Source organism: Streptomyces sp. NPDC046727 (assembly GCF_040645635.1).
In the GTDB taxonomy this organism is placed as follows: domain Bacteria; phylum Actinomycetota; class Actinomycetes; order Streptomycetales; family Streptomycetaceae; genus Streptomyces.
In genome coordinates this window covers 160459-180479 of record NZ_JBEYYR010000008.1, presented here as the reverse complement: position 1 = coordinate 180479, position 20021 = coordinate 160459, and the positions used below count along the sequence as shown (strand labels likewise).

General features: G+C 74.0%; 16 protein-coding genes and 1 pseudogene. 13 read left to right on the top strand and 4 right to left on the bottom strand.

The annotated features are described in order from the left end of the window. Positions 1-145 precede the first annotated feature (145 nt). Together ABZ937_RS12830 and ABZ937_RS12825 are read left to right on the top strand one after the other, a co-directional pair. Positions 146-1786 carry a TROVE domain-containing protein gene (locus ABZ937_RS12830; protein WP_361689914.1) on the top strand — a complete coding sequence of 547 codons (1641 nt, stop codon included), beginning with the start codon at positions 146-148 and terminating at the stop codon, positions 1784-1786. Between the two features lie 80 nt (positions 1787-1866). Then, positions 1867-3018, top strand: a complete 1152-nt coding sequence (locus tag ABZ937_RS12825; RefSeq protein WP_361689911.1) for an amidase domain-containing protein — start codon at positions 1867-1869, stop codon at positions 3016-3018. Positions 3019-3079: 61 nt separating this feature from the next. Here the strand turns inward: ABZ937_RS12825 and ABZ937_RS12820 are convergent, their stop codons facing one another. Beyond that, positions 3080-3637 carry an SHOCT domain-containing protein gene (locus tag ABZ937_RS12820; protein ID WP_361689908.1) on the bottom strand — a complete coding sequence of 186 codons (558 nt, stop codon included), beginning with the start codon at positions 3635-3637 and terminating at the stop codon, positions 3080-3082. A 334-nt stretch (positions 3638-3971) separates the two neighbouring features. On the opposite strand from ABZ937_RS12820, the gene ABZ937_RS12815 reads away from it, so the two are divergent. After that, positions 3972-5975 (top strand): SpoIIE family protein phosphatase, encoded by a 2004-nt coding sequence (locus tag ABZ937_RS12815; protein ID WP_361689905.1) that lies wholly within the window; start codon positions 3972-3974, stop codon positions 5973-5975. A 15-nt stretch (positions 5976-5990) separates the two neighbouring features. Here the strand turns inward: ABZ937_RS12815 and ABZ937_RS12810 are convergent, their stop codons facing one another. Then, the gene (locus ABZ937_RS12810) at positions 5991-6731 is read right to left on the bottom strand and encodes a VOC family protein (protein WP_361689903.1); all 741 of its coding nucleotides are present in this window, start codon (positions 6729-6731) and stop codon (positions 5991-5993) included. A 399-nt stretch (positions 6732-7130) separates the two neighbouring features. Between ABZ937_RS12810 and ABZ937_RS12805 the strand changes: the two genes are divergently transcribed. Next, positions 7131-7481, top strand: a complete 351-nt coding sequence (locus ABZ937_RS12805) for a DUF3040 domain-containing protein (protein ID WP_361689900.1) — start codon at positions 7131-7133, stop codon at positions 7479-7481. A 652-nt stretch (positions 7482-8133) separates the two neighbouring features. Here ABZ937_RS12805 and ABZ937_RS12800 read toward each other — a convergent pair. Both ABZ937_RS12800 and ABZ937_RS12795 read right to left on the bottom strand, forming a co-directional pair. Further along, positions 8134-8697 (bottom strand): hemerythrin domain-containing protein, encoded by a 564-nt coding sequence (locus tag ABZ937_RS12800; RefSeq protein WP_361689897.1) that lies wholly within the window; start codon positions 8695-8697, stop codon positions 8134-8136. A 143-nt stretch (positions 8698-8840) separates the two neighbouring features. After that, positions 8841-9422 (bottom strand): polysaccharide pyruvyl transferase family protein, encoded by a 582-nt coding sequence (locus tag ABZ937_RS12795; protein WP_361689894.1) that lies wholly within the window; start codon positions 9420-9422, stop codon positions 8841-8843. Positions 9423-10019: 597 nt separating this feature from the next. On the opposite strand from ABZ937_RS12795, the gene ABZ937_RS12790 reads away from it, so the two are divergent. The 9 genes and pseudogenes from ABZ937_RS12790 (at position 10020) to ABZ937_RS12750 (ending at position 19974) form a co-directional block, all read left to right on the top strand. After that, positions 10020-11027, top strand: a complete 1008-nt coding sequence (locus ABZ937_RS12790; RefSeq protein WP_361689891.1) for an NAD-dependent epimerase/dehydratase family protein — start codon at positions 10020-10022, stop codon at positions 11025-11027. Between the two features lie 32 nt (positions 11028-11059). After that, positions 11060-12694: a carbamoyltransferase C-terminal domain-containing protein gene (locus tag ABZ937_RS12785; RefSeq protein WP_361689888.1), complete on the top strand. Its 1635-nt coding sequence runs from the start codon at positions 11060-11062 to the stop codon at positions 12692-12694. Further along, positions 12691-13686, top strand: a complete 996-nt coding sequence (locus ABZ937_RS12780) for a glycosyltransferase (RefSeq protein ID WP_361689885.1) — start codon at positions 12691-12693, stop codon at positions 13684-13686. Before ABZ937_RS12785 ends, ABZ937_RS12780 begins: the two co-directional genes overlap by 4 nt. After that, positions 13683-14186 (top strand): annotated as a pseudogene (locus ABZ937_RS12775) (HAD-IIIA family hydrolase); the annotation flags it as partial. The gene ABZ937_RS12780 and the pseudogene ABZ937_RS12775, both read left to right, overlap by 4 nt. Before the next feature lie 437 nt (positions 14187-14623). After that, positions 14624-15634, top strand: coding sequence for a glycosyltransferase family 9 protein (locus ABZ937_RS12770; RefSeq protein ID WP_361689882.1), 1011 nt, complete (start codon positions 14624-14626; stop codon positions 15632-15634). After that, a complete protein-coding gene (locus ABZ937_RS12765; protein ID WP_361689879.1) occupies positions 15631-16593 on the top strand; it encodes a glycosyltransferase in 963 nt (320 codons plus the stop codon). The genes ABZ937_RS12770 and ABZ937_RS12765 overlap by 4 nt, the downstream gene beginning before the upstream one ends. Next, on the top strand, positions 16590-17822 hold the full coding sequence (locus tag ABZ937_RS12760) for a glycosyltransferase (RefSeq protein WP_361689876.1): 1233 nt from the start codon (positions 16590-16592) through the stop codon (positions 17820-17822). The genes ABZ937_RS12765 and ABZ937_RS12760 overlap by 4 nt, the downstream gene beginning before the upstream one ends. Beyond that, on the top strand, positions 17819-18556 hold the full coding sequence (locus tag ABZ937_RS12755) for an SIS domain-containing protein (protein WP_361689873.1): 738 nt from the start codon (positions 17819-17821) through the stop codon (positions 18554-18556). Before ABZ937_RS12760 ends, ABZ937_RS12755 begins: the two co-directional genes overlap by 4 nt. Next, positions 18553-19974: a PfkB family carbohydrate kinase gene (locus ABZ937_RS12750; protein WP_361689870.1), complete on the top strand. Its 1422-nt coding sequence runs from the start codon at positions 18553-18555 to the stop codon at positions 19972-19974. Before ABZ937_RS12755 ends, ABZ937_RS12750 begins: the two co-directional genes overlap by 4 nt. Positions 19975-20021 lie beyond the last annotated feature (47 nt).

Genomic DNA, 20021 nt, shown 5'->3' with positions numbered 1-20021 from the left:
CCAAGTGACGCCGCCGCCCTCTTTGATCTCGGCAGGCGCGGGCGTCTTCGCCCGGCCGGACCTTTTGGCCGGGCGCCCCATACTCTGAATCCGGGGGGATTCGCTGCCTCGTCACACCCCACGTGTCTCCAAGATCTGGCCCGAGATGCTCGTGGCGCCGCACGTCTCGGCGGCTGCCCGCTCCCTGTCCCCACCACCCCGGCTCCAGCACGGGCCCGCCAGGCCGGACTTCCGCACCCATCAGGGCGGCCCGGCCTTCGTCCGGGAGCCCCGCGACGAGCTCTTCCTCCTGGCGGTCGGCAACTTCGTCTCCCAGCGGACCTTTTACGAGAGCGGTGAGGAGCGGGACGACCGGTACGCCCGTCTCGTCGGGGAACTCGCCGTCCAGGACCCCGTGTGGACGGCCGGCCTGCTGCGCTGGCTCCGCGGCGAAGGCAACATGCGCACGGCGTCCCTGGTGGGTGCTGCCGCGTACGTGCGGGCCCGGCTCGCGGCCGGGGCGTCCGGCGGACCGTCCAACCGGTCCGTGATCGACTCGGTGCTCCAGCGCGCCGACGAGCCCGGCGAGCTGCTCGCCCACTGGATCTCCGCGTACGGGCGGAACGTGCCGCAACCCGTGAAACGAGGCATCGCCGACGGCGTGCGCCGGCTGTACACGTCCCGGTCCCTGCTCAAGTACGACACCGCGTCCAAGGCCTTCCGCTTCGGCGACGTGCTCAACCTGGTGCACGCCTCCCCCGACCCGGACAAGCCCTGGCAGGGCGCGCTCTTCCGGTACGCCCTGGACCGCCGCCACCACCCGGAGCAGGCGGTTCCGCCGGCCTCCGACCACCTGCTGACCGCCCACCGGGCGCTGATGGCGTCGCCCGCGGACGAGCGGCGGGCGGTGGTGACCGGGCCGGGCGGCAGCGAGCGGCTGGCCGCGGCGGGCATGACGTGGGAGGCCCTGGCGGGCTGGCTCCACGGACCGATGGACGCCGCCGTCTGGGAGGCCGTGATCCCCACGATGGCGCCGATGGCGCTCCTGCGGAACCTGCGGAACTTCGACGAGGCGGGGATCTCGGACGAGGCCGCGGCCCGGGTCGCCGCACGGCTCGCGGACGCCTCCGAGGTCGCCCGGTCCCGGCAGTTCCCCTTCCGCTACCTGGCCGCCCACCAGCACGCCCCGTCACAGCGCTGGGCACCCGCGCTGGAGCGGGCGCTCGGCCACTCCCTGGCCAACGTGCCGTCCCTGCCCGGCCGGGCCCTGATCCTGGTGGACCGGTCCGACTCCATGTTCTGGGACACGGTCTCCGAGCGGTCCAAGCTGACCCGGGCGGACGCGGCGGCCGTGTTCGGTGCCGCGCTCGCCCTGCGTGCCGAGCAGGCGGATCTGGTGGAGTTCGGCTGGGGCAGCGCAGCGGTGCCGTTCGAGCCGGGCGAGCCGGTGCTCGAAGTGATGAAACGGTTCCGCAGTATGGGGGGCACCTACACCGCGAAGGCGGTGCGCAGGCACTACCGGGAGCACGACCGGGTCCTGATCGTCACCGACGAGCAGGCGGCCCCCTACGGCCCCGGCGATCCGACCGAACCCGTCCCTGCCGACATCCCGGTCTACACGTGGAACCTGGCCGGGTACCGGCCCGCCCACGCCCCCACGGGCCCCCACCGGCACACCTTCGGCGGCCTCACGGACGCCGCGTTCCGGATGGTCGGCCTCATCGAAGCGGGCCGCGAGGCCGCCTGGCCGTGGACCCCCGAGGGACATTCGTCGTCGACGGTGACGAGCCGGACCAGTCGATCGTGAAGAGATCGCGAAGGTTGAGGAGGACATGCAAAGATTCCATCGCCCGGTCTCCGATCAACCCGGGCGAGGAGAACCCCCCCATGAAATCAAGTGTGTTGAGCCGCGGCTGTCCGGTCGTGGCGGCGGTGGCCCTGTGCGCCGGGCTTCCCCCGCTGTCCGCCGCGTACGCCGCCGACGCCCCGGCGACGCCCCACCTGTCCCGGACGACCGTCGACAGCTTCGGACGCGTCGCGCAGGCCGTCCTCGGCAACCGTACGAGCGCCCTGCTCGACGGCGTGCCGGCCGTGCGCGGGGAGGTGGGCGCCGTACACGGTGTGGGCCTGTCCACCGCCCTGGCCCGTTCCGAGAGGACGGCCCTGTCCGCCCTGCACGGCACGCGCGCGCGGCTCGCCGCGATGGGCGAGTCGTACAGCGCCGCCACCACCGAGGTCACGGTGGAACGGACCCGGCTGCACCGGGCCGGGGCGACCGTCGACGTCACCGAGAGCACCGTCCTGACGTACCGGCGGATCCACGGTGACGAGCCGCCCACCACGGGCTTCAGGGCGCACCACCGGCTCACCTTCACCGCGCGGCCGGACGGCACATGGCAACTGACAGGTGTCCGGCTGACGGACGACGGCCCCCGCCCGGTCAATGAGCCCCTCACCGCGGCCACGCAGGGCTCGGTGCGGCCGGGCGCCGTCATCGATGCCCCTCGCGCCTCCACCGCCTACCCGGCGCCGGCCAGGCCCAAGAAGCTCACCGGCAGGACCAAGTACAACTATCCGGCGATGGCGAACTACGCCGAGAAGTACTGGAAGAAGTACAACGCCTCCTACCGGAACTTCAACCGCCACCGCGGCGGCGGCGACTGCACCAACTTCCTGAGCCAGTCGCTGAAGGCCGGTGGCTGGAAGGCGGTCACCAAGTCGCGCCAGAGCTACGGCACCTGGTGGTACGGCTCCTCGGACCAGTCCGAGACCTGGGTGGGTGTGAACGAGTGGTCCTGGTTCGCGCAGACCGCCAGGCGGACGACTCCGCTGAAGTACGCCTACCAGATGGACAAGGGTGACGTGCTGCAGATGGACTTCGACCAGGACGGGTCCAAGGACCACTCCATGATGACCACCTATCGCGACTCCGCCGGCGTCCCGTACCTCACTTACCACGCGCTGGACACCTACCGACGCTCGCTGCCGAGCATCATCGCGTCGAATCCGCGTTCGGCGTACTACGCCTACCGCACCTGAGCGGGTCCGGGCGGGGATCCGGCGATCGGCTCCCCGCCCGGCCTCCGCGGCCGACCCCGTGTCACATCCGGGCGAGGATCTCGGCCTTCTTGGCGGTGAACTCCTCCTCGGAGAGGATGCCGGCGTCCCGCAGCTGCGCGAGCTGCTGCAGCTGCTCGACCGGCGTGGTGGTCTGCGGCGACGGCGGAGCGGAATGCGCCGGGTAGGGGGCAGCGGCGGGCGTCGGGGAGGGGGCGGCGGCGGGCGCCTGACCGACGGCCGGGTGCTTGCCGAGAACCAGATCCGTGAGCAGCGACTTGATACCCGCGGCCGCGTCGTGCGGCACACGGAAGTCGATGGTGTTCCCCGACGCGACGATCACCACCTTGGTGAACATCAGGCCGTCCCGCTTGGTGACCACGCTGGAGACGCTCTTGACGGGAATCATCTCGCTCCCCGCGCCGCCGCCGCGCACACCGGTGGCCAGCAGCGACACGCCTCCCGTGAGAAGGCCCGCGGTGAGCTTCTTCCCGCTGAGACCACGGTTCCTGGACCACTCGATCCGGTCGGGGTAGATCGCCACGTCGGCGTTCCTGCCCTCGATGTGACTCTTGAAGGTCATCAGGGGTGCGCTGTGCATGAGTGGTCCCGTTCGATGGTTGAGCGGTGAAGAATTTATGGAGCCGCCAGATAGTAACTACAGGTCAGACGCTTGCGCACCACTTTGTTGTAGACACAAGCAATCTGTGTCCGTGCCGGATCCGCAGCGCGCCCCACTGGCCGTCCCGGCGCCCGTGTCGCATCGTGTAGAGACCCGCTCACCTCCAGGAAGGCCGTCGCATCTGAACTTCGTGGTGAGGCTGGCACGCCGGTGAGGTCAGCAGGCGAAAGGGGCCAGTGCGATGAGTTCGGCGGAACAGCGTTCAAACCGATCAGGCCACCCGGAGGACGCCGCCTCGGGCCCGAGCGGCTTGATGGATCTGCTGGGCGTCGCCGCGGTACTGCTGGAGGCCGACGGCCGCATCGACATGTGGAGCCCGCAGGCCGAGAAGCTCTTCGGCTACACGGGCACCGAAGCGCTCGGCCGCTACGCGGCTCCCCTGCTGCTGCACCCGGAGCACCAGGACGCGGCGATCATGCTGTTCGCCGAGGTGATGGAGACGGGCCGGGGCTGGGCGGGCGCGTTCCCCATCCGGCACAAGGACGGCAGCACACGGATGGTCGAGTTCCGCAACATGCGGCTGACGGACAACATCGGCGACCACTACGCCCTGGGGCTGGCCACCGACCGCACCACGCTCCGGCAGGTGGAACGCGGCGTGGCCCTGTCCACCCGGCTGGTCACCCAGGCGCCGATCGGACTGGCGATCCTGGACGCCGACCTGCGGTACGTGGTGGTCAACCCGGCGCTGGCAGCGATGCACGGCGTCCCCGAGGACGACCACGTCGGCCGCAGCTTCGGCGAGATCCTGCCCGGTGCGGACTTCCGGGCGGCGGAGGCTGCGATGCGCCGGGTGCTGGCGTCCGGCGTCCCCGTGGTGGACCAGCAGGTGGTGGGCCGCACGAACGCCGACCCGCGCAGCGACCACGCCTGGGCGGTGTCGTTGTACCGGCTGGAGGACCAGCACGGGAACGTGCTCGGTGTCGCCAACATGGTGGTGGACGTCACCGACCGGTACCGGGCGGCGAGGAAGGCCGACCGGGCCCAGCAGCGCCTGCGCCTGGTGGCCAGCGGCTCGGCCCGCATCGGCACCACCCTGGAGGTGGAGCGGACCGCGCAGGAACTGGCCGACGTCGTCGTGCCCGACCTGGCCGACATGGTGGCTGTGGACCTCCTGGACTCCATTCTGCAGGCGGGCCACGCGGACATCGACGACAGCCCGCCGCTGTTCCGCGCCCTGGCGGTGAAGACCGCCTACCCCACGGCCGCCGCCGGCGCGATCGTTCCGCCGGGCCGGCTCACCACCTACCACGCCGACCACCCGGCGGCCTATTGCGTCCGCACCCGCAAACCCCACCTGGTCACTCATCTGAACAGCGGCGACCACGACCGGATCGCCGCCGACTCCGAGGCCGCCCGCCTGCTCGCCGAGGCCGGTGTGCACACCGACATGGCGGTACCGCTCATCGCCCGCGAGCAGGTCATCGGCGTCATGGGGCTGGCCCGCGCCCGCAACCCCCTGGCCTTTGACGAGGACGACGTCGCCCTCGCCTGCGAACTCGCCTCCACTGCTGCTCTGAGCATCGACAACGCCGTCCTCCACCATCACATCCGCAGCGCCGCCGAAACCCTCCAGCGCAGCCTGCTCCCGCAGCTCTCACCCCGGCACCCCGGCCTGGAGGTGGCCGCCCGCTACCGGCCCGCCCAGGCGTTCAGCGAAGTCGGCGGTGACTGGTACGACGTCATTCCCCTCGAGGGCGACCGCACCGCCCTCACGGTGGGCGACGTCATGGGCAATGGCGTTGCGGCCGCAACGACGATGGGCCGTCTGCGTACCGCCACCTCGACCCTCACCGACCTCGACCTCGACCCCGCCCGGATCCTCACGCACCTCGACAAGATCATCCTCGGCCTGGACCCGTACATCGCCACCTGCGTGTACGCCGTCTACGACCCCCACCGCGCCCGCCTGCAGGTGTCCTCCGCCGGCCACCTTCCCCCGGTCCTGATCCGGTCCGGCAGACCACCCGAACTCCTGGACCTGCCCACCGGCGCGCCTCTCGGAGTCGGAGGTGTCCCCTTCGAGACCACCACCCTCGCCCTGGAACCCGGCGATCAACTGGTCCTCTACACCGACGGCCTGGTCGAAACCCGCAACGATCCCATCGACGAACGCCTCGACGACCTCCTGCGACTCCTGAGACGGCCGGATCACTCCACGGAGGAGACCTGCGACCGCCTGCTGCGACAACTCAGGCACCCCGCCGGGCACGACGACGTCGCCCTGCTCATCGCCCGTGCGGAACCAAGCAGTTGACGGTGCGTCGCCGCCTCAGGTCAGGGCGAGGACGCAGAACTCGTGGCCCTCCGGGTCGGTCAGGCACGTCCACGGGACGTCGCCCTGGCCGAGGTCGAGGTCGGTGGCGCCGAGCGCCCGTAGCCGGGCCACCTCCGCTGCCTTGTCGTCACCGGGGTACGGCAGCAGGTCGAGATGGACGCGGTCCGGCACGGTCTTCACACCGGGCGTGCGGAGGAACTCCAGGTACGAGCCGACACCCTTGGCGGAGCGCAACACCGCCTGATCGTCGGTCACCTCATGCACGGTCCAGTCCATCGCCTCACCCCAGAACCGAGCCATGGCCCGCGGATCCGCACAGTCGATCACCACCCGGGCGATCGGCCCGGTGTCCCGGTAGATCTCCCGAGGCTCCAGCACGCAGAACTCGTTGCCCTCCGGGTCGGCGAGGACCGTCCACGGCACGTCGCCCTGGCCCACGTGGGCGGGCGTCGCACCGAGCGCCCTCAGACGTGCGACCAACTCCGCCTGATGGGCCGCGGAGGTGGTGGCGAGATCGAGGTGCACACGGTTCTTCGTCGCCGTCTTGGGTTCCGGGACGGGAACGACGTCGACGCAGACGGCGACCGGGTCCGGCCAGACGAGGCCGCCGGCGGGGCCGACGTAGGTGGTCACGCCGGGGCTGTAGGCGGTCCAGCCGAGTGCCTGCGCCCAGAACCGGCCGACCGCCGAGGCGTCAAGAGCCTTTACGTTCACCATCACGGGTCGCAGTGCCATGCCGGCGATCCTATGCGCCCACCCGCTGGTCGGGGCGCCGCGCTGTCAGGCCGCCAGAAGGAGGTTGGCGAGGACGATGACGATGCCGGCCGTGACGGCCCCGATGACCACCCAGGGCCATATCGGGTGTTCCTCGGGCGGCTGCACCTCGGTGGACTTGGACACGATGGCTCCTCGTGAGCGGACGGCGAGGCGGGATCGCCTCCATCGTGGACCGCGCGCGGGCGTGTTTCAGTCAGGGTGGCCACCGGTCTCCGGGTGGGGTTTCTTCCACCTGATCCGTCAGCGGGACCGGCTCCGGCCCGCTCTCCCATGGCGACACCGCGTCGGCCGGGCCGTCCGGGGAACTCGGTGGCGCGGAACCGGGGGTCGCCGACCGGCGGAGGAGGTGCCGTCGCCGTGGACGACTGGGAGATGTGGGAGAAGCATGACGAGGTCCAGCTGTCACTGCGCGAGCGGCTCGCGCTGTTGCAGATCGAGGCGGACCTCCGGCAGGACCGGCGGTTCGCGCGCCGCATGAGCCCGGCACGGCACGCGGTACGGCACGAGGTCTGGCTCCCCGTGGCGGTGCTGCTGCTGGCGTCGGCGTCGGTGTTCGTCGCCGTGATGGGCATCCGCACCTCCGACCCCGCGTTGCTGTGGTGCTTCGCGCTGCTGTGGCCGCTGACTCTCTGCCAGGCGTTCCGACTGCTGTGCCGAGCGGTCCGCCCCCGTCCGGCCGCCGGCGCCCGGGTCACTCCACGCCGCTGAACCGGGTGGTCATGCCCCGGCACCGCGGGCCCAGCAGATGCCGCCGCCCGACCGTGCGGGCCGGGTGGCGTGCCGGTGGAGACAACTCGGGGTCGCCGTCCGGTCCGGCCCCGGTGCCCGGGTCGCCGCGGCACTGAACCCGTGGGTACGAGCCTGGCACCGCGGGCCCCTTGATGGCGCCGTTCGATCGTGCGGGCTGGGTGGCGTGCTGATGGAGACAACTGGGTCGGTGTCCGGTCCCAGCTCGGTGCTCCGGTCGCAGCGGCGCTGAACTCGGTGGTCTTGCCCCCGGCATCGCGGGCTCAGTCGATGCCGCCGCCCGACCGCGTGGGCCGGGTGGCGTGCTGATGGAGACAATCGGGGTCGGTGTCTGGTCCCGCCCCGGTGCTCGGGTGGCAGCGGCGCTGAACTCGGTGGTCTTGCCCCCCGGCACCGCGGGCCCAGTCAATACCGCCGCCCGACTGCGTGGGTACGACTGGCGTGCTGGTGGAGACAGCCGGGGTTGTTCTCCGGTCCCACCCCGGCGCGTGGGGCACCGCCGCGCTGAACCCCGTGGATACGCCCCCGGCACCCGAGCCCCCCACCGCATCGCCCGGGCGGGCCGGGCGGTGCGGTGGTGGAGACAAGTGTTGCGTGCTCGCCGGAGGCGTGTTCAGCGCTCCTTCCCCCGGCCCGTCAGCGCGTCGCGCATCCGGTCCACCAGGCCGACTCCCGGTGCCAGCAGCTTGTTGGCCGGGGGAGTGTCCGGTGCCGACGGGTGCGGGCGCGTCGGCGCCATCTTCTTCGCCCGGCGGACCTTCTCGCCGAGGTCCATCAGCGCGTCGGCGGGACAGGCCGCCTCCATCTTCGGGAAGAGGTTCTGCTCCTCGTCGGCCACATGGGAGCGGATCTCGCTCGTCAGCTGCGCCATGAGCATGTCGAACTGCGGATCGTCCGCCTGGAGACCCTCCAGATCCTTCATGATCCGCTCGGCCCTGGAGTGGTCCTCGATCTCCTTGTCCGCCAGGGCGTCCCCGTCCGTCAGATGCTCGCGCACCGCCGGGTACAGGTACGCCTCCTCGGCCACCGAGTGCCGGACCAGCTCGATCGTGGCCTGGTCGCAGAGGTTCTTGCGTTCCGCGGAGCCGGGCGGCAGCGCCTCGATGCGGCCGAAGAACTCCTCGACCTCACGGTGGTCCGTGATCAGCTCCTGGATGACGTTTCCGCCGTGACCCATGGTGGTTACCTCCCTGCGTGAAACGCGGCGGCCCGGCAACGGCCGTCCGTCGCCGCGCCGAGTGCCCCGGGCACGGCCCGCTACACGGCCCGGTCAGCCCTCGCGTGGCGGGCGGCGGCCATCCGCCCCGCCCCGGACAGCGCTCACTCCCACCAGTGGTCCAGGAGCCGCGCGGTCAGCGCATCCTCCGCCACCAGCGCCGGCCGGCCCACGGCCCGAGCCTGGGCGCTGACCTCGGCGCCGCCCGCGACCGGGTCGACGGCGAGCACCGGGGTGCCGGTGCGCAGGCCGAGGACCAAGCCGTGGAGCCGGGTGGTGACGACCACGTCGAAGCGGGCGACGAGGGCCAGGAACTGCTCGGCGGTGGCGCACAGCCGCCAGTCGTCGGTGGCCGGCTGGGTCTCGGCCGGCACCCGCGCGCGGTCCTTGCCGGCCGGCCAGCCGGTGATCCGCGCGTTCACCTCCGCGTGCCGCCGGCGCTCGCCGTACTCGCCCTGCCCGTGGGACGGCACCACGCCGGCCACCGGCGGCAGCGGCCCCGCCGGGGCGTCGGCCGCGACATCGGGCCGGGCCGGGGCGCCGGTGCCGTCCCGGGCGACGGCCGTGTGGAAACCGGTGGCCGCCGCATCCGCCGGATCGACCACCGAGACGCCGGCCGCGAGTCGCCGACAGGCCTTGAACCTGGCATGCAGGGCGGCGACTTGGGTCCGTACACCGGACCGCACACGAAGAGCAGCATGTCGTACGCCCGCGGGTCGGCCGTCTCCAACGACAGCGCGCGGGGCCGGAAGACGGGACTCCATGCCGTGTCGTGCGGGATGCCCGACCCGGTCAGCGCGGCCGACATACGGTGCTGGGCGAGGACGTCGCCGGCCGTCGCCTCGCCGTCCCGGAAGCTGAACCAGCCGGTGAGCAGCAGCCGGTCGAGGGGCCGGCCGGACGCGCACAGCGTGTGCGGCACGGCCGCCGCGACGTCGTCGTGCATGAGTGTCTCCACTGTGGTAAGGCGGTCGCCGGAGTCGCACGAGCACCCCTGATGCCGGAGAATGAGTCAACGTGTGAAACCAACTGGCAGGGGAACCCAGCTGCCCGTGCCGTCCAGCCAGCGGCGGCCGGCAGAGTGGTCCTGAAGGATCCGCGGGACCCGAGCCCTGCCATCCCCATCTTCCTCACCCGGTTTCCGCCCCGCCGGGCCGACGATGTCGTCGCCCCGGCGACGGCACGCACGCGCCGATCGCCCGCGCAGAGCCCCTCCTGGGCCGCGGACGACGCGTTCCGTGGCGTGCACGGCGAGGACGAAGGACGACGAAGGGAAAGCCTCCATGACTGGTGACACACCGTTCTCCTGGCGGCGCGCCCTCGTGACCGGCGGCGCCGGCTTCCTCGGCTCCCATCTGTGCGAGCGGCTGCTGGATTCGGGAGTCGAAGTCGACTGCGCCGACAACCTGGCCTGCGGACGGCGCGAGAACGTCACACACCTGGAGGACCGGTCAGGCTTCCGGTACGTGCACTGTGACGTCTCGGCCGCCGAATGCCCCGAGCGGCTGCCGGGCCCGTACGACCTGGTGCTGCACTTCGCCTGCCCGGCCTCGCCCGCCGACTATCTGCGCATGCCGCTGGAGACCCTGGACGTGGGCAGCCTCGGCACCCGCAACGCCCTGACGATCGCCGCACGCGACCGGGCCCGCTTCCTCCTCGCCTCCACCTCCGAGGTGTACGGCGATCCGCTGGTCCACCCGCAGCACGAGGGCTACTGGGGCAACGTGAACCCGGTCGGGCCCCGCAGCGTGTACGACGAGTCCAAACGGTTCGCCGAGGCCCTGGTCACCGCGCACGTCGGCACCCGGCGGACGAACGCCGGGATCGTGCGGCTGTTCAACACCTACGGGCCGCGTATGCGGGCCCACGACGGCCGCGCGGTGCCCACCTTCATCGCCCAGGCCCTCGCCGGCGAGCCGCTCACGGTGACCGGTGACGGCAGCCAGACCCGCTCGCTGTGCTACGTCGACGACACGGTCGACGGCATCCTGCAGGTGGCCGCGAGCAGGTCCGTGCGGCCGGTGAACATCGGCGGCAGCGACGAGATCACCATGGCGGAGCTGGCCCGCCGGGTCGTCGCCCTCACCGGTTCCCGCTCCCCGATCGCGTTCATCGACCGGCCCGTGGACGACCCCGGCCGGCGCCGCCCCGACACCACCCTCGCGCGCGAGCTGCTCGGCTGGTCGCCGCAGGTCCCGTGGGAGGAGGGCCTGAAGCAGACCATCGCCTACTTCGCGGCCCTGCCCCCGGAACCCGTCCCGCGCGCGCAGGACCCGGCCGCGCAGTCCTGACCCCCGCCCGTCCCCGGCACTGGAGACAGCGCATGCACGTCCTCGGTATCAACGCACTCTTCCACGACCCCGCCGCCGCCCTGATCAGCGACGGCCGGATCGTGGCGGCGGCAGAGGAGGAGCGGTTCTCCCGCCGCAAGCACGGCAAGCGGCCCGTACCCTTCTCCGCCTGGGAGCTGCCCGAGCAGTCGGCCCGCTGGTGCCTGGAGCAGGCCGGCCTCACCCCGTCCGACCTGGACGCCGTCGCGTACTCCTACGACCCGGACCTCGCCCGTCCCGCCGAGCGGATGGGTCTGCACGACCCCTGGGACCATCTGCGCCAGCGGTACGCCCGCGAGGCCCCGGACTTCCTCGCCGAGGCGCTGCCCGGACTCGACCCGGCGAAGGTGAAATTCGTCCCGCACCATGTGGCGCACGCCGCCTCCGCCGGGCCGGTCTCGCCGTACCCCGACTGTGCCGTCCTCGTCCTGGACGGACGCGGAGAATGCGGCTCCCACCTGGCCGGACGCTACACCGACCGCGAACTGACCGTCCTCGGCACCCAGCAACTGCCGGACTCCCTCGGCCTGTTCTACGAGGATCTCACCCAGCACCTCGGCTTCCTGCGCAGCAGCGACGAGTTCAAGGTGATGGCGCTCGCCTCCTACGGCACCCCGCGCTTCGCCGCACGGCTGCGGGAGTACGTCCACGCCGACGACGCGGGCGGCTTCCGGGCCCGTCCGGTGCCCTGGGCCGACCTCGTCCCGCCGCGCCCGGCCGGCGGCGCCTGGAGCCAGGACCACGCCGACCTCGCCGCAAGTGCCCAGCTCTGCCTGGAGGAAGCCATGCTGGCCCTCGCCCGGTGGCTGCGCGAGCGCACCGGCGAGGACGCGCTCACCATGGCCGGCGGGGTCGCGCTGAACTGCGTGGCGAACACCCGGCTGTGGCGGGAGAGCGGCTTCACCCACGTCTGGGTACAGCCCGCCGCGGGCGACGCCGGTACCGCCCTGGGCGCGGCGGCGCACGTCGCCGGACAGAAGGACGCCCTGGAGCCGATGCCGACGGCCGCCCTGGGGCGCGGCTGGAGCGACACCGAGCTGCGGGCGTGGCTGGAGCGGGCGGCCGTACCGTACGAGGAGCCCGCCGACATCGCCGAGACGGCCGCCGAGGCGCTGGCCGCCGACGGGATCGTGGCCTGGTTCCAGGGGCGCGGCGAGTACGGGCCGCGCGCGCTCGGCCACCGCTCACTGCTCGCCCACCCGGGCGAGGCCGCCAACCTGGAGCGGCTCAACGCCGTGAAGGGGCGCGAGGAGTTCCGGCCCGTCGCGCCCATGGTGCTCGCCGAGCGCGCGGCCGACATCTTCGACGGGCCGCTGCCCAGCCCGCACATGCTGTTCGTGCACGAGGTCGCCGACGACTGGAAGGCCCGGATACCGGCCGTGGTCCACGTGGACGGCACGGCCCGCATCCAGACCGTGGACCGCGCCCAGGAGCCCCTGGTGGCCCGGATGATCGACGGCTTCGAACGGCGCACCGGACTGCCGGTGGTGGTCAACACCAGCCTCAACACCGCCGGGCGGCCGATGGTCGACGACCCCCGCGACGCCCTGGAGTGCTTCGGCTCGGCCCCCGTGGACCTGCTGGTGCTCGGCCCGTTCGCGGTCCGGCGCGGGAAGGCGTTCGCATGACCGGCGCGCCCGCCTACACCGTCGTCGTGCCGACGATCGGCCGGCCCTGCCTCGCCGAGTGCCTGCGCGCGCTCGCCGTGGCCGCGGACCATCCGCCGCACGAGGTGATCGTCGTGGACGACCGGCCCGCGCCCGACGGCGCACTGCCGCTGGAAGCGGCCGGGCAGCTGCTCGACCGGGTCCGCACCCTGCGCACCGGAGGCAGGGGGCCGGCCGCCGCCCGCAACGCCGGCTGGCGGACCGTCCGTACGCCGTGGACGGTCTTCCTGGACGACGACGTCCAGGTGCTGCCGGACTGGTCCCGGCGGCTCGCCGCGGACCTGCGGGAGGCCGGCCCGGACGTCGGCGGTGACCAGGGGCGGTTGCGTGTCCCCCTGCCCCCGGACCGCCGGCCCACCGACTGGGAACGCACCACCAAGGGCCTGGAGAACGCCGCCTGGGCCACCGCCGACATGGCCTACCGCACCGAGGCCCTCAAACGCACCGGCGGCTTCGACGAACGCTTCCCCAGGGCCTTCCGCGAGGACGCCGACCTCGCCCTGCGCGTACAGCGGGCCGGCTGGACCCTGGTCCGGGGCGCGCGGGTCACCCGGCACCCGGTCCGCCCGGCCCCCCGGTGGGCCTCGCTGGCCGCGCAGCGCGGCAACGCCGACGACGCCCTGATGAACCGGCTGCACGGCCGCGACTGGTGGGACCGCGCCCAGGCGCCCCGCGGTCGGCTGCCCCGCCATCTGGCGGTCACCGGCGCGGCCCTCGCCGCCGCGTCCTGCGCCCTGGCCGGGCGGCGCCGGTCCGCGACCGCCTGCGCGGTCCTGTGGACGCTCGGCACCGCGGAGTTCGCCCTCGCCCGCATCCTGCCCGGCCCGCGCACCGCCCGCGAGATCGCCGGGATGCTCGGCACCAGCGTGCTCATCCCGCCCCTCGCCGTACGGCACTGGCTGGGCGGAGTCGTCCGCCACAGGCACGCCGAGCCCCTGGGAGGTGCCCGGTGAGCACCGTGTCGGCCGTCCTCTTCGACCGGGACGGCACCCTCGTGGCGGACGTGCCGTACAACGGCGACCCCGGCCGGGTACGGCTGCTGCCGGGCGCCGCGGAGGCCGTCGCGCTGGCCCGGTCGCAGGGCCTGGCCACCGGCGTGGTGAGCAACCAGTCCGGCATCGGGCGCGGACTGCTCACCGTCGAGCAGGTGCAGCGCGTCAACGAGCGCGCGGACGCGCTGCTGGGCGGGCTGGACACCTGGGTCTTCTGCCCGCACACCCCGGACGCCGGCTGCGCCTGCCGCAAGCCCCGGCCCGGCCTGATCCACACCGCCGCCGCCCGGCTGGGCGTACCGCCCGCCGAGTGCCTGGTCATCGGCGACATCGCCGCCGACGTGCTCGCCGCCCGCGCGGCGGGTGCCCGGGGCGTACTCGTGCCGAACGCGGCCACGGCCCCGGCGGAGGTGGCCCACTTCGCCGCCCAATGCGCCCCCGACCTCCTCACCGCGATACGCACGGCCCTGACGGAGGCGGCAGAACCGACGGCGGTGCGGGCACCCCCTGACCGGCACGGCCCACCCCAACCGGCCACGCCGCTCGCGAACCGGGCCCGCTCGTCCTCGCCGGACGGAACGGTCGCGGCCGGTGCGCGGTTGTCCCCGCAGGACTCTGCGGCGACGGCTGGCCGCCGGCGGCCGTCCGAGCCGGGCTTGCCGCTCGTGGACGGGGCCTGCTTGTCCTTGCCGGATGGGGCGGTCGCGGGCGGTGTGCGGTCGTCCCGGCGGGGCTCCGCGGCGGCTGGCGGTCGGCGGCTGTCCGAGCTGGCCACGCCGCTCGTGGGCGGGGCCCGCTCGTCCTCGCCGGACGGAACGGTCGCGGCCGGTGAGCGGTTGTCCCGGCACGGTCCTGCGGTCGCCCCTGTGTGGGTGGTGTCGGTGGGGAGGTGGTTGGGGTGAAGTGCCTTGTCGTGCGGCTCGACAGCTTCGGTGATGTGCTGCTCGCCGGGCCCGCCGTACGCGCTGTCGCCGCCCGCAGCGCGCACGTCACCCTGCTGTGCGGCCCGCGCGGTACGGACGCCGCCCGGCTGCTGCCCGGCGTGGACGAGGTGCTGGTGTGGGAGGCCCCCTGGGAGGGCTTCGACCCGCCCCCGGTGAGTCCGGAGGACATCGACGCACTGGTCCGGCGGCTGCGGGCCGGCGCCTACGACACCGCGCTGATCCTCACCTCCTTCCACCAGAGCCCGCTGCCCACCGCCCTCCTGCTGCGGCTCGCCGGCGTCGGGCGGATCGGCGCCGACAGCGTCGACCACCCCGGCCGGCTCCTCGACGTACGCCACCGGCGCCGGGACGGCCGGCACGAGGCCGAGGCGGCTCTCGACACCGCCGCCGCGCTGGGCTTTCCGCTGCCCCCGGGCGACGACGGCCGCCTGCGCGTGCTCCCGCCCCCGGACACCAGCGCCCTCACCGGCCACGGCCCCTATGTCGTCCTGCACCCGGGCGCCAGCGCCCCCGCCCGCGCCTGGAGCCCGCACCGCTGCGCCGAAGCCGTCGCCCTGCTCGCCGACGCCGGGCACCGCGTCGTCGTCACCGGCGGCCCCGGCGAGCAGGCCCTCACCCGGCAGGTCAGCGGCGACGTGGCCGTGGACCTCGGCGGCCGGACCGGCGCGCGGACCCTCGCAGGGGTGCTGCGCATGGCCGACGCCGTGATCAGCGCCAACACCGGACCCGCCCACCTCGCCGCCGCCGTCGGCACCCCCGTCGTCTCGCTGTTCGCCCCCGTCGTACCGGCCGAGCGCTGGGCGCCGTACGGCGTCCCCGTCATCCTGCTCGGCGACCAGTCGGCGCCGTGCGCGGACACCCGGGCCCTCAGCTGCCCGGTGCCCGGCCACCCCTGCCTGGACGAGGTCACCGGGCAGGACGTGGTGCGCGCGGTGCACAAGATCGTCCAGGAGCGGCACTCATGAACATCCTCGTCTGGCATGTGCACGGATCCTGGCTCACCGCCTTCGTCCAGGGCCCGCACACCTACCTGGTCCCGGTCACCGAGGACCGCGGACCCGACGGGCTCGGCCGGGCCGTGACCTGGGACTGGCCCGGGTCCGTACGGGAGAGGACCCCGGAGGAACTACGGGACTGCGCCATCGACCTGATGGTGCTCCAGCGCCCGCGCGAACTCGACCTCGCCCAGCGCTGGACCGGCCGCCGCCCCGGCGTGGACGTGCCCGCCGTGTACGTCGAGCACAACAGCCCCGACGCGTCCCCCGAGCGGCAACTCCACCCGCTGGCCGGCCAGTCGAGGATCCCCGTCGTGCACGTCACCCACTTCAACCGGCTGATGTGGGACAGCGGCCGGGCCCCGACCGAGGTCGTGGAGCACGGCATCATCGACCCCGGCCCGCTGTGGACCGGCACCGAACGGCGCGCCGCCGTCGTGGTCAACGAGCCCGTGCGCAGGGGCCGTACCACCGGCACCGACCTGCTGCCCCGGTTCGCCCGGTCCGCGCCCCTGGACGTCTTCGGCATGCGCACCGAAGGACTCGCCGGGCACCTCGGCCTGCCGCCCGAGCGCTGCCGCACCCGGGACCTGCCGCAGCACGCGCTGCACCGGGAGATGGCCAGGTGCCGCCTCTATCTGCACCCCGTGCGCTGGACCTCGCTCGGCCTGTCCCTGCTGGAGGCCATGTTCCTGGGCATGCCGGTGGTCGCCCTGGACACCACCGAGGTCCGGGAGGCCGTCCCCGACGGCGCCGGGGTGGTCTCGAACCGTATCGACGTGCTGGAGGACGCCGTGCGGGAGTTCCTCGCCGAGCCGGAGCACGCGCGCCTGACGGGCGAGGCGGCCCGGGCCGCGGCGCAGGCCCGCTACGGAGAGCGGCGCTTCCTGGACGACTGGGAGCGCCTGATCAAGGAGGTCACCCGATGAGCCGCATTCCGCACACGGCCGGGCGTGTCGCCATGGTCTCCGAGCACGCCAGCCCGCTGGCCGCGCTCGGCGGACCGGACGCGGGCGGCCAGAACGTGTACGTGGCACAGGTCGCCCGGCAGCTCGCCAGAAAGGGGTACCGGGTCACGGTGTACACCCGGCGGGACTCGGCGGGCCTGCCGGACCGGGTGACCCTCATCGACGGCGTGCAGGTGGTGCACGTGCCCGCCGGGCCGCCCGCACCCGTCCCCAAGGACGAACTCCTGCCGCACATGGCCGAGTTCGGTCACTTCCTGGCCCGGCAGTGGCGGCAGAGCCCGCCCGACGTCGTGCACGCCCACTTCTGGATGTCAGGACTGGCCGCCCTGACCGGAGCCCGCGACCTCGGCATCCCCGTCGTACAGACCTACCACGCGCTGGGCACCGTGAAGAAGCGCTACCAGGGCGCCGCCGACACCAGCCCGCAGCAGCGCCTCGCCATCGAGGAGACCATCGGCCACGAGTGCGCCGGGGTCATCGCCACCTGCAGCGACGAGGTGGCCGAACTGAAGGCCATGGGGCTGCCGGAGGACCGGATCAGCGTCGTACCGTGCGGCGTCGACCCCGACCAGTTCACGCCGGCCGCCCGTACCCGGCCGCCCGGCGCCCGCAGGCGGCTGCTGGCCGTCGGCAGGCTCGTGCCCCGCAAGGGCTTCGACCGCGCCATCCGGGCCCTGGCGGGCATCCCCGACGCCGAACTCCTCATCGCCGGCGGCCCCGAGGCCGACCTGCTCGGCGCCGACCCCGAGGCCGCACGCCTCTACGGCATCGCCGCCGAGCACGGGGTCGCGGACCGGGTGACCCTGCTCGGCGGGGTCGGCCGGGCCCGCATGCCCCGGCTGATGTGCGGTGCCGACCTGGTGCTGTCACTGCCGCTGTACGAGCCCTTCGGCATCGTCCCGCTGGAGGCCATGGCCTGCGCCACGCCGGTCGTCGCCACCGCGGTCGGCGGCCAGCTCGACACGGTCGTGGACGGCACCACGGGCCTCCTGGTCCCGGCCGACGACGACTACGACCTCAGCGCGGCCGTCCGCGCCCTCCTCGCCGACCCGGACCGGCTCGCCCGGTACGGAGCCGCCGGCCGCACCCGGGTCCTCGCCCAGTACACCTGGGACCGGGTGGCCGACGGCGTGGCCGGGGTCTACGGCGCCGTGTCCTGTGTCCGCTCGCTCTCGGGAGTCGTCCGATGAAGACAGCCACCGGCACCACGCGGGGCCACGCCGTCACCGACACCACCCACTGCGACGACCTGATGAAGGCCCTGGAGACCTTCCGCGACAGCGGGGCGCTCATCGAACGCTGGGGCACCGGACTCGCCCGGCGGCTGGGCGCGGGCGCCCGGCTGCTCGTGGCGGGCAACGGCGGCAGCGCCGCGCAGGCCCAGCACCTCACCGCCGAACTCGTCGGCCGCTACCGCGACGACCGCCCGCCGTTCTCGGCGATCGCCCTGCACGCCGACACCTCCTCCACCACCGCCATCGCCAACGACTACGGCGTCCAGGAGCTGTTCGCCCGCCAGACCGCCGCCCACGGCCGCCCCGGCGACGTGCTCCTGCTGCTGTCCACCAGCGGCGCCAGCGCCAATCTGCTGACCGCCGCCGAGCGCGCGCACCGGCTCGGCATGACGGTGTGGGCCCTGACCGGGCGGCCCCCCAATCCGCTGCAGCTCGGCGCGGACGAGGCACTGTGCGTCGACGCCCCCGTCGCCGCCACCGTCCAGGAACTCCACCTGGTAGCCGTGCACATGCTCTGCGAGGCCTTCGACCAGGCCGTGGAACGCGGCGAGGCCGACGGTGAGCGCGTCGACGGCAAACCGGCCGCCGACGGCAAACCCGGTGTCGTCGGCCGGCTGGTCGGCCGCGCCCGCACCGTCGCCCGGACCGGGCCCGGCGCGCCCGCGGCGCCCAGGAAGGGGCACGCATGACCCCCACGCGCACACCCCTGGTCGTCGTCGGCGACGCCCTGCTCGACCACGACCTGTGCGGCCGGGCCGAGCGGCTGGCCCCGGACGCGCCCGTGCCCGTCGTCCACGGCACCCGGCGCAGCTCCCGGCCGGGCGGCGCGGCCCTCGCCGCCTGCCTCGCGGCCGGCGACGGACGCCCCGTCACCCTGGTCACCGCGCTCGGCACCGACGCCGCCAGCGACACCCTCCGGGAGCTGCTGGCCGGCCGGGTCGCCCTGGTCGAGGTGCCGCTGGAGGGCACCCTGAGCAGCAAGACCCGGGTCATGGCGGGGGACCGGCCGCTGCTGCGCCTCGACGACGGCGAGGGCCGTGCCCGTGAGGCCACCCCGGAGGCGGTGTCCACGATCGCGGCGGCCGGGGGCGTCCTCGTCGCCGACTACGGCCGCGGCACCGCCGACGTCCTCCGGGCCGCGGTGGCCCGTACGGCCGCACCCGTCGTCTGGGACCCCCACGTCCGCGGCCGGCCCCCGGTCCCCGGCGTCCGCCTGGCCACCCCCTCGGCCCAGGAGGCCCGCGCCTTCGCCCGGCGGCCGGACGAGGAGGAGGCCGGCGACACGGCCGGGCTGCGCACCGCCGCCCGGGACGCCCGTACCCTCGTCCGGGCCTGGCGGGCCCAGGCCGTCGCGGTGACCCTGGGCGAGCGCGGCGCCCTGCTCTCCCACGGCGAGACCCCGCTGCTCGTGCCGACCCCGGCCGCCGCCACGGGCGACCCCTGCGGCGCCGGCGACCGGTTCGCCGCTGCCGCCGCCGGCCTGCTCGCCGACGGCGCCCTCACCGAGGCCGCCGTACAGGCCGCCGTCCACGCCGCCACCCGCTACGTCGCCGAGGGCGGCGCCCGCGCGGTCGCCACCGACGACGAGCCCGAGCCGGCCGCCGAGCCCCCGGCCGACGGCGACACCACCGCCGACGCCGTGCGCACCGCCGCCCGGGTCCGGGCCGCGGGAGGCACCGTCGTCGCCGCCGGCGGCTGCTTCGACCTGCTGCACGCCGGCCATGTCGCCCTGCTCCAGGCCGCCCGCCGGGCCGGTGACTGCCTCGTCGTCTGCCTCAACTCCGACGCCTCCGTGCGCCGCCGCAAGGGCGACGGCCGCCCCCTCGTCCCGGCCGCCGACCGGGTGCGGGTGCTGCGCGCCCTGGAGTGCGTGGACGCCGTCGCCGTCTTCGACGAGGACACGCCCGAACGCATCCTCGGCGAACTCCGCCCGCACATCTGGGCCAAGGGCGGCGACTACGCCCGGACCCGGCTGCCCGAACAGCCCCTGGTGGAGAGCTGGGGCGGCCAGGTCCTGCTGCTGCCCTACCTGGACGGCCGCTCCACCACCGGCCTCGCCCGCCGTGCGGCCCTGGCCCCCGCACCGACCGGAGGACGGACGAGGTGACCACCCCCGACCGGCGGCAGTACCCGGCGACCGCCCGCGACCGCAAG